The organism is Paenibacillus sp. O199 (genome assembly GCF_001636635.1).
Taxonomy (GTDB): Bacteria; Bacillota; Bacilli; order Paenibacillales; family Paenibacillaceae; genus Paenibacillus; species Paenibacillus marchantiae.
Genome location: NZ_LGRP01000034.1, coordinates 39,591 through 47,387, shown reverse-complemented (window position 1 = coordinate 47,387; position 7,797 = coordinate 39,591). Strand labels below are relative to the sequence as shown.

6 protein-coding genes are annotated in these 7,797 nt (G+C 46.4%); all 6 read left to right on the top strand.

Features of this window, described 5'->3' with window-relative positions; translation table 11 throughout:
* Positions 1 to 592: 592 nt before the first annotated feature.
* The 6 genes from A6049_RS27785 (at position 593) to A6049_RS27760 (ending at position 7,783) form a co-directional block, all read left to right on the top strand.
* On the top strand, positions 593 to 982 hold the full coding sequence (locus A6049_RS27785; RefSeq protein ID WP_053783970.1) for a GntR family transcriptional regulator: 390 nt from the start codon (positions 593 to 595) through the stop codon (positions 980 to 982).
* Complete coding sequence (locus A6049_RS27780) at positions 975 to 1,877, top strand: ABC transporter ATP-binding protein (RefSeq protein WP_063567699.1); 903 nt, start codon at positions 975 to 977, stop codon at positions 1,875 to 1,877. The genes A6049_RS27785 and A6049_RS27780 overlap by 8 nt, the downstream gene beginning before the upstream one ends.
* Positions 1,852 to 3,876 carry a hypothetical protein gene (locus A6049_RS27775; RefSeq protein ID WP_063567698.1) on the top strand — a complete coding sequence of 675 codons (2,025 nt, stop codon included), beginning with the start codon at positions 1,852 to 1,854 and terminating at the stop codon, positions 3,874 to 3,876. Before A6049_RS27780 ends, A6049_RS27775 begins: the two co-directional genes overlap by 26 nt.
* A gap of 441 nt (positions 3,877 to 4,317) precedes the next feature.
* On the top strand, positions 4,318 to 5,211 hold the full coding sequence (locus A6049_RS27770) for a hypothetical protein (RefSeq protein ID WP_145921963.1): 894 nt from the start codon (positions 4,318 to 4,320) through the stop codon (positions 5,209 to 5,211).
* A gap of 108 nt (positions 5,212 to 5,319) precedes the next feature.
* On the top strand, positions 5,320 to 5,793 hold the full coding sequence (gene nikR / locus A6049_RS27765; protein ID WP_063567696.1) for a nickel-responsive transcriptional regulator NikR: 474 nt from the start codon (positions 5,320 to 5,322) through the stop codon (positions 5,791 to 5,793).
* A gap of 346 nt (positions 5,794 to 6,139) precedes the next feature.
* Positions 6,140 to 7,783 carry an ABC transporter substrate-binding protein gene (locus tag A6049_RS27760; RefSeq protein ID WP_063567695.1) on the top strand — a complete coding sequence of 548 codons (1,644 nt, stop codon included), beginning with the start codon at positions 6,140 to 6,142 and terminating at the stop codon, positions 7,781 to 7,783.
* The last annotated feature ends 14 nt before the right edge of the window (positions 7,784 to 7,797 follow it).

The window sequence follows — 7,797 nt, the reverse complement described above, 5'->3', positions numbered from 1 at the left end:
ATACACGCTTTGTCGATGCTGTGGATGTCGAATTTGTTTCAAAGCTACTTGACAAGCTTGCAGTTTCTGGGCGATTACGTTCTATAGAATCATTCTGTTTCTGTTCATTCATCCCGAATTCTCCCTCATGAGGTTTTTATAAAGCCATCTATAAAATATGTACGCATAGGCCAGACGGAGTGAAAACTGTACTGACAACGAGCGAAGCGAGCACGTGAACCAGTAAATGAGCACAACGTTCTTCTCCATCATAACGGAAGGGGAAAGATCAGAACAAGCTTTGAACGTATTTAGCGAGATAAGCGATTTAACGAACAGTAGCAACCCGCCCGAACCAACCAAACTGAACCCAAAATCACGCCTTTTAAATACGGGAGTGATCTATTTTTATTTGCCTATATGTCACTTTAATCATATATATAAACCTAACGCGAATCATACGAGAAGTCAAAGTAAATGGTTGACAATCTGTATTAACTGTACTAATAATAGTAATACAGTTAATACACCTTAGGATTGGATATATACACTTCAATATACAGTCATCGTTCATCAATAGGGTATTACAACTTTTATAGAGAGGAGGTGCGGGATGTTCGAATTGGATGTACGCAGCCGTAAGGCGATCTATGAGCAACTAGTAGACAAAATCAAAGAAATGATCGTGTACGGTGTTCTCCAACCCGATGAGCAGCTGCCTTCCGTTCGCACACTGTCCGGGCAGCTTACGGTTAATCCGAATACGATTCAGAAGGCGTACCGGGAACTTGAACGTGAAGGTTATATCTATTCATTGCAGGGAAAAGGGAGCTTCGTATCATCGTCCGTGGAACATCCGAATGCAGCCATGAGAGATGAAATCAGAGCCGCTCTGGTGAAGCTGATTGCGGAAGCTTCATATTCCGGTTTGAGCAAAGCCGATATGACGCTTTTATTTGAGGAAGCGATGGCCCGTATAGAGAAGGGGGAGCCACATGATTGAGCTGAATCAGGTCATTAAGGCATTTGAACAGGAAAAAGCCGTTGATGGCGTCACGATGCAAGTACATAAGGGATCGATCTACGGTTTACTCGGTTCCAACGGGGCAGGAAAAACGTCGCTGCTCAAAATACTGGCAGGCATCTATCGTCAGGATAGCGGAACGGTTCGCATTGAGGGACAAGAAGTATTTGAAAATATGGACCTCAAGGGACGCACCATTTTTATGGCGGATGCGCCATACTTTTTCCCGCAATCGTCCATCCATCAGATGGCTGCCTTCTACCGTTCGGTATATCCGCGCTGGAATGAGGAGCGTTTTGTACAGCTCGGCAGTGTATTTAAACTGGATGTGAAACGTAAACTGCATCGCATGTCCAAAGGCATGCGCCGTCAGGCAGCCGTATGGCTTGGACTTAGCTGCATGCCTGAAGTGCTGCTCATGGATGAGCCAATTGATGGGCTTGATCCGGTCATGCGGCAGCAGATCAAGAACCTGCTGTTCCAGGAAGCAGCGGAGCGTCAGGTGACGATTCTGATCTCGTCTCACAATTTGCGCGAGATTGAAGACCTATGCGATCATGTTGCCATCATGCACAAAGGGCGGATTATCGTAGAGAAAGATCTGGATGATCTGAAGGCTGATACACATAAAATTCAGGTCGCTTTCCGCCATCCTGATCATGCCAAGGCTATGGACGAACAGGTGAATATTTTGCATGAAGAGCAGCGTGGAAGTGTATCCCTGTTTATTGTGAAAGGCAATCGCGAGGCTGTGACGGAACGGTTCCGTGCATTTGATCCCTATCTGCTGGATGTGCTGCCGCTGACGCTGGAAGAAATATTTATCTATGAAATGGAGGATGCAGGATATGATATTCAACCGATTGTTCTGTAACCGGGGCATCCTGTTCCAAAATTTCAGGCAGCATGGATGGATTGGCATTTTGTATCTGCTCACGTTGTTGTTTTCGCTGCCGCTCTATATCGGTACAGAATACCGGGAAGTACCACAGCGGATTACCAGCTTGTTCCAGGCGAATGGGGAAGTGCAAATTCTGTTTGCCATTACGTTCCCGGTAGCTGCGGGTATATTTTTATTCCGTTATATGCAATCTGGTGCACCTTCGGATCTGTTCCACAGTTTGCCGCTGCGCCGCAAGCATCTGTTAACCGTTAATTTGTTGACGGGGTTCGTCGTGATTTTGGTTCCGGTCTGGATTACCGCAGCAATAACCGGTTGGGTGTGGGCAGTACTGGATCATCCAGCTTTTACTTTCGGTGGTAGTTCAATCTGGATGTGGGGCCTCAGTATGAGCATCTACTCGCTGTTTATGTTCATGCTGACCGTGGTGGTAGGCATGTGTATCGGACAGTCCGTATTACAGGGACTCACCGTATACGGCATCCTGATGTTACCGGTCGTTATCTGGTTTGTTTTCTCACTGCATCTGCACCACTATCTTCTGGGGTATGTTTATGAAGACGTGGGCTTTAATGCAGAGAAACTCTCACTTGTCCTGCGTATGGGTTCCATCAGCAGTGCTCCTGTAATTCGTTTGGAACTTATCATTTATTCGGTTCTAGCCATTTTGTTCATCCCTTTGGCATATGTAATTTATGCTAGAAGACAAGTGGAGTCCGCCACTCAGGCAGTCACGTTCCGTATTGTAAAACCGATATTCCGTTTTGGATTTATGTTTACACTGGTTCTGATAGGTGGGGCTTATTTCACCTCGATTGCACCCAGAGCTTCTGTAGGGTGGGACGTATGTGGTTACGTCCTTGGTGGAATTGTGGGCTATATTGGAGCAGAGATGATTATCCGCAAAACCTGGCTCATTTGGACCAGCAGATTGGTTCCGAAATTGGTTCTATACGGTATCGTGGCTGGATTGATCTTGTATGTACCCGTCGCTGATTGGAACGGATATGCTGCCCGGGTGCCTGATATAAGCAAGGTCAACAGTATTAAGCTTGGCGGAGATCGTTACATTTATAGCAATGGTATTAATGTGAAGGTGGATGATAGTCCATTCTATTCGAATGATCCGGAATATATGGAAGCAATCATCGCTCTCCATCAAAAAATTGTCGATACCGATCTGCCTTTGAGAGATCCAGTTAATCCGGACGATGATTATGATGAGAATGTATATATCAACTACAAACTGGAGAACGGCAGGGTGATGAAGCGCAGATATAATATCCCCGAAACCGAATTCCACAAGGAATTGATGGCTGTAAAACAGACAATAGATTACAAAAGGGTTGCGTATGATACGTTCAAATTGGATGAGGATGCGCTGAGTATTGGACTGCGCTCAAGTCTGAGTCCGTATCGTAAGGTATACATTAGCAATCCCAAACAAGTTCGTGAGTTCAAAGAATTGATGAAACAGGACATCTTGGATCAGACCTACGAAGAACAGCGCTCCCTTTGGCAGTCCTTTGCCTACGCGGAATTGAATCAGAGTTCAACATCTTCCGATCCTTATCAGCCGAAAGAGATGTGGAATTTTGATATTAAACCGAGTTATAAGCGAGTACTGGCATGGTTGGAAGAGAACAACTTATACGACCAGCTTCAAGTCCCGGCAGACGAAGTCGCTTCGGCACAATTTGTGAAGCAGGAGATTGATAGTCCGGGTAAGGCGAAGTGGGTTTACTCTGATTCGGATTATATAGACGGGAATTCAAGCGGTAACAAACAGATCGCAACTAAAAACAAAAAAATAATAAGCGATCTGCTTCAACGTCAACGAGCCGGATATCGGACAGAGAAGGATACGGTCTACCATATCAAGCTTAATTTCATTCGTGGTGAGAATGTGTACATGATACTGACGGAAGAGGACCTGACGGAAGAAATGAAAGCCATCCTGGCCGGACAGTAAGTTAATCTGCAAGCGGGAAGGGTTCTCCCGGTAAATATGCTGATTTCTCGATCTGACTTGACCAGAATACAAGTATGGAATATATTAGAAAAAGGTAATGATTCGATTCGAGATGATGACCATTTCGGCGAATCCCATATGGAACGGCTTATGAGGGAAGCACCCGTAAGAGCAGGCAATACGCCTGACTTGCGGGTGCTTTTTTTGTTTTTTGCCAGTTTGTATATCAGGGATCGTAATTGAATCACCGCACAGATACGCCAGCAGGTTCTAACTATCAATTCACATGGAAGGGAGCAGAAGAGAATGCAAACTGGAATTTTGGAGGACAATGCAAGTCATCGGGGGGGCCATTGTTCAAGTTCAGTGCAAGCCAGGCAAAGCCTTTTAAATGAGGGCAATGACAACCAAAAGATTATGAATCAATCACTTATGAGGAGCATGAAGAATCATAGTTTCATGAGCAACCTGAGCAACCGATACGGGTTACGCCCAAACCTTCACGCTAACGTTTGGACCCGTATGAGCCTGGGACTCATCATCATATTCAGTATGAGTGTGATGTATTATTCCTCCGCTGCTGAAGCGGCAGGCCCTGAGCTCGGCGTAACAGCCCAGAAGGCGTGGGAAACCGTGCTGAGCAAGGCTGATTCGCAAACCAAGTTGTCCCTGCAACGAGCGTACGAGAACGTTGGCAACTGGACGACGCAGGAACAAGCTTGGGAACAAAAGACAAAAACCATTCATGCCGCCAATACCAAGGAGCTGGAACAATTACGTGTGAGTATAAGGCAAATCGATGATGCAAAGATCGCTGGTTTAATCGAAAAGGTAAAACAAACCGAGGCACGGTATGAGTCTTTGTTTGCTTTGTACAGTTCAGTGAATAGGCAGCTCGATGCTGCCAAAGCGATCAAAAACAAGGAATGGAGTGCGGCTATTCGCACCCAAGCGGATACGTTGAAACCAGTTGTTCAGCTTGCCCGAGAAGACATTCGTTTCAAGAAAAAGGAGCTTGCCGAAGCCCGCAAACGAAAGAGCACAGAAGTGAAACGGTTGCGTACTTTACTGGCTGGAGCTGATCCGGTGAAGAAGCAGATTCAAACGGGCAAAAAACAGGCGAGCCTATCGAAAGAGCGATATTCAAACGCGTTACAGCAATTCAAACAGAGTGCAAAACTAGGCCAGTCATCACGCGTATTAAGCTCATTGAACTCCTTATCCGCAGCAGCAGAGAAATGGGCAGGCTCCAAACAACATATCTATACACTGGAACAGAAGGTAAGTGCTATCTATGCCAAAGTCAGACAGGAACTGACCAAGAGACCTAAATAAAAGCGAGATACATTATCTTTTTTGCCACTACCGAGAAACAACAGTATAGTCGATGAGAAGACAGGACTGTGGTACACTCGAAGCAAATGAGGCGGCAGGAGGATATGAATGGCAGACAAAGAAGATTTGACCCGGTTCGGTGTGGCATTTCCCACGCCTCTGATCGAACAGTTTGACAGCTATATCGAAGAGCAGGGATACAAGAACCGTTCGGAAGCTTTTCGTGATTTGGTCCGTAAAACATTGCTGGAGCCCTCTGCATTGCATTCCGAGCAGGATGTAGCTGGAACCATTGTGATGGTGTATGACCACCATATCAGTGATCTTCCTATTCGATTAATGGAGCTGCAGCACGAGGCGCACCATGACATCATCTCCAATATGCATGTGCACCTGAACCATGATCAGTGTCTGGAGGTCATTGCGGTACGGGGCAACCTAGGACGATTGCGTCATCTGCATCAGCAGATCCAGGTTCAAAAAGGAGTACTGTATGCAGAGCTGTCCGTAACGTATGTGGATGAGCTCAACAAAATGGCAAGCCACCACAGTCCTCACAATCATGATCACAGCCAAAATTAATAATCATCACCATCATCCTGATTCCTCAACGGATTAACTTTTAAAAATTCAATAACCGATTCATTGGCTTTAGCCCACTTTGTCCATAGCACGTATTTTGAACAGCAGATTATTGGTCCAATACCGATAATCTGTTGTTTTTTTGTGTTGTTATAATACCTGACTCCAATCAGGGTGTCGTCTATTTATACCTCTGTTAATCTCATTTAAATTCCCTATAAATGAAAATAAATGGATTTTGAAGTTAAGTTTGTTGACACAATAAATCTATTTTGTGCTACAATTTTCAAAAAAAGTAACACGGAATTGGATTGAATCGTAAAAATTAGAGGGGGGAACAACGTAAATGCGTGGATTTTCATGGGGGAAACGATCAGTTAGAGCGGGAGTAGGCATTTTACTGATATGCACAGTTGGGCTGTCGGGATGTACACAGGGGACATCCTCAACAGAGAGCGTCCATCAGGCGGCGACTTCTCTTCCCAAAGAAGAATTGGTGCTGGCCGTTGGCACGGAACCGGAAGGTGGATTTGATCCCACTACGGGTTGGGGACAGTACGGTTCGCCGCTCTTTCAGAGCACTTTGCTGAAAAGGGATGCCAAACTCCAACTGGTCAATGATCTGGCGACAGATCATTCCGTCAGTGAAGATGGGCTGACTTGGACCGTCACACTGCGGGATGATGTAAAGTTCTCCGATGGTGAGCCACTGACGGCCGAAGATGTCAGGTTTACATTTGAAACGGCTGCCAAGAGTGGTTCGGTCATTGATCTTACCAATATGGCTGATGTGGAAGCACCGGATACAACAACTGTCGTCTTTACATTGAAGTCGCCGCAGTCCACGTTTATCAGTCTTCTGACTACACTCGGTATTGTGCCTGAGCACGCCTATGGTCCTGATTATGCCGAGCATCCGGTTGGGTCTGGTCCATACAAGCTGGTGCAGTGGGATAAGGGTCAGCAGGCGATCGTCGAGGCTAACGAACAATATTACGGGAAAAAGTCCACATTCCATAAACTGACGTTCCTCTATCTGGATGAGGATGCAGCCTTTGCAGCGGCGCAAGCCGGAACAGTCGATATTGCGGCTATCCCGGCGGCATTCAGCAAGCAACAGGTAAGCGGCATGAAGCTGGAATCAGTGAAAACAGTCGATAACCGGGGCATCATGTTCCCGATGCAACCCGCAGGAGCTAAGTCTGGTGACGGCCTGCCGGCAGGCAATGATGTTACTTCCGATATCTCCATTCGAAAAGCGGTAAATGTCGCGATTGATCGCACTGCATTGGTGGAGGGGGTACTGGAGGGGCAAGGTCGTCCAGCCTACTCGGTCAGCGACGACCTGCCGTGGAGCAATCCGGATTCTGTTTTTGCAGATGGGAATCTCGATGAAGCGAAGCAGATTCTGGCTGATGGCGGCTGGGTGGATACAGATGGTGATGGAATTGTAGAAAAGAACGGCATAAAGGCCGAGTTCAATCTGATTTATTTTGCAGGGGATCTAACGAGACAATCTTTAGCGCTGGCTGCTGCGGATATGGTGGCCCAGGCAGGGATCAAGGTCAATGTAGAGGGAAAGAGCAGGGAAGAGACGAAAAAGCTGGCCTATACTAATGCCGTATTATTTGGGTGGGGAAGTCATGATTCGCTTGAGACATACAACCTCTACAGTAGTACCCATAAAGGGGAAGGTTACTACAACACTGGATTGTACAGTAACCCAACTGTGGACAACTGGATGCAACAAGCTCTCCAAGCGACAACGGAAGAAGAAGCACTGCCCTTCTGGCAGAAAGCGGAGTGGGATGGATCGACAGGATTTAGTTACCAAGGCGATGCGCCATGGGCATGGCTGGTGAACATTGACCATCTGTATCTGGTGAAGAATGGTTTAAATATCGGTGAACAGCAGATCCATCCACATGGTCATGGGTGGCCTGTGACATCCAACCTGGAAGAATGGTCCTGGGAGGAAGAATTGAAATAGAAACGCTGCGGTAG

Coding starts and splice junctions, on each gene's coding strand:
- A6049_RS27785 (WP_053783970.1), top strand. CDS start 593: ATGTTCGAATTGGATGTACGCAGCCGTAAGGCGATCTATGAGCAACTA.
- nikR (WP_063567696.1), top strand. CDS start 5,320: ATGGCAGACAAAGAAGATTTGACCCGGTTCGGTGTGGCATTTCCCACG.
- A6049_RS27760 (WP_063567695.1), top strand. CDS start 6,140: ATGCGTGGATTTTCATGGGGGAAACGATCAGTTAGAGCGGGAGTAGGC.
- A6049_RS27770 (WP_145921963.1), top strand. CDS start 4,318: ATGAAGAATCATAGTTTCATGAGCAACCTGAGCAACCGATACGGGTTA.
- A6049_RS27780 (WP_063567699.1), top strand. CDS start 975: ATGATTGAGCTGAATCAGGTCATTAAGGCATTTGAACAGGAAAAAGCC.
- A6049_RS27775 (WP_063567698.1), top strand. CDS start 1,852: ATGATATTCAACCGATTGTTCTGTAACCGGGGCATCCTGTTCCAAAAT.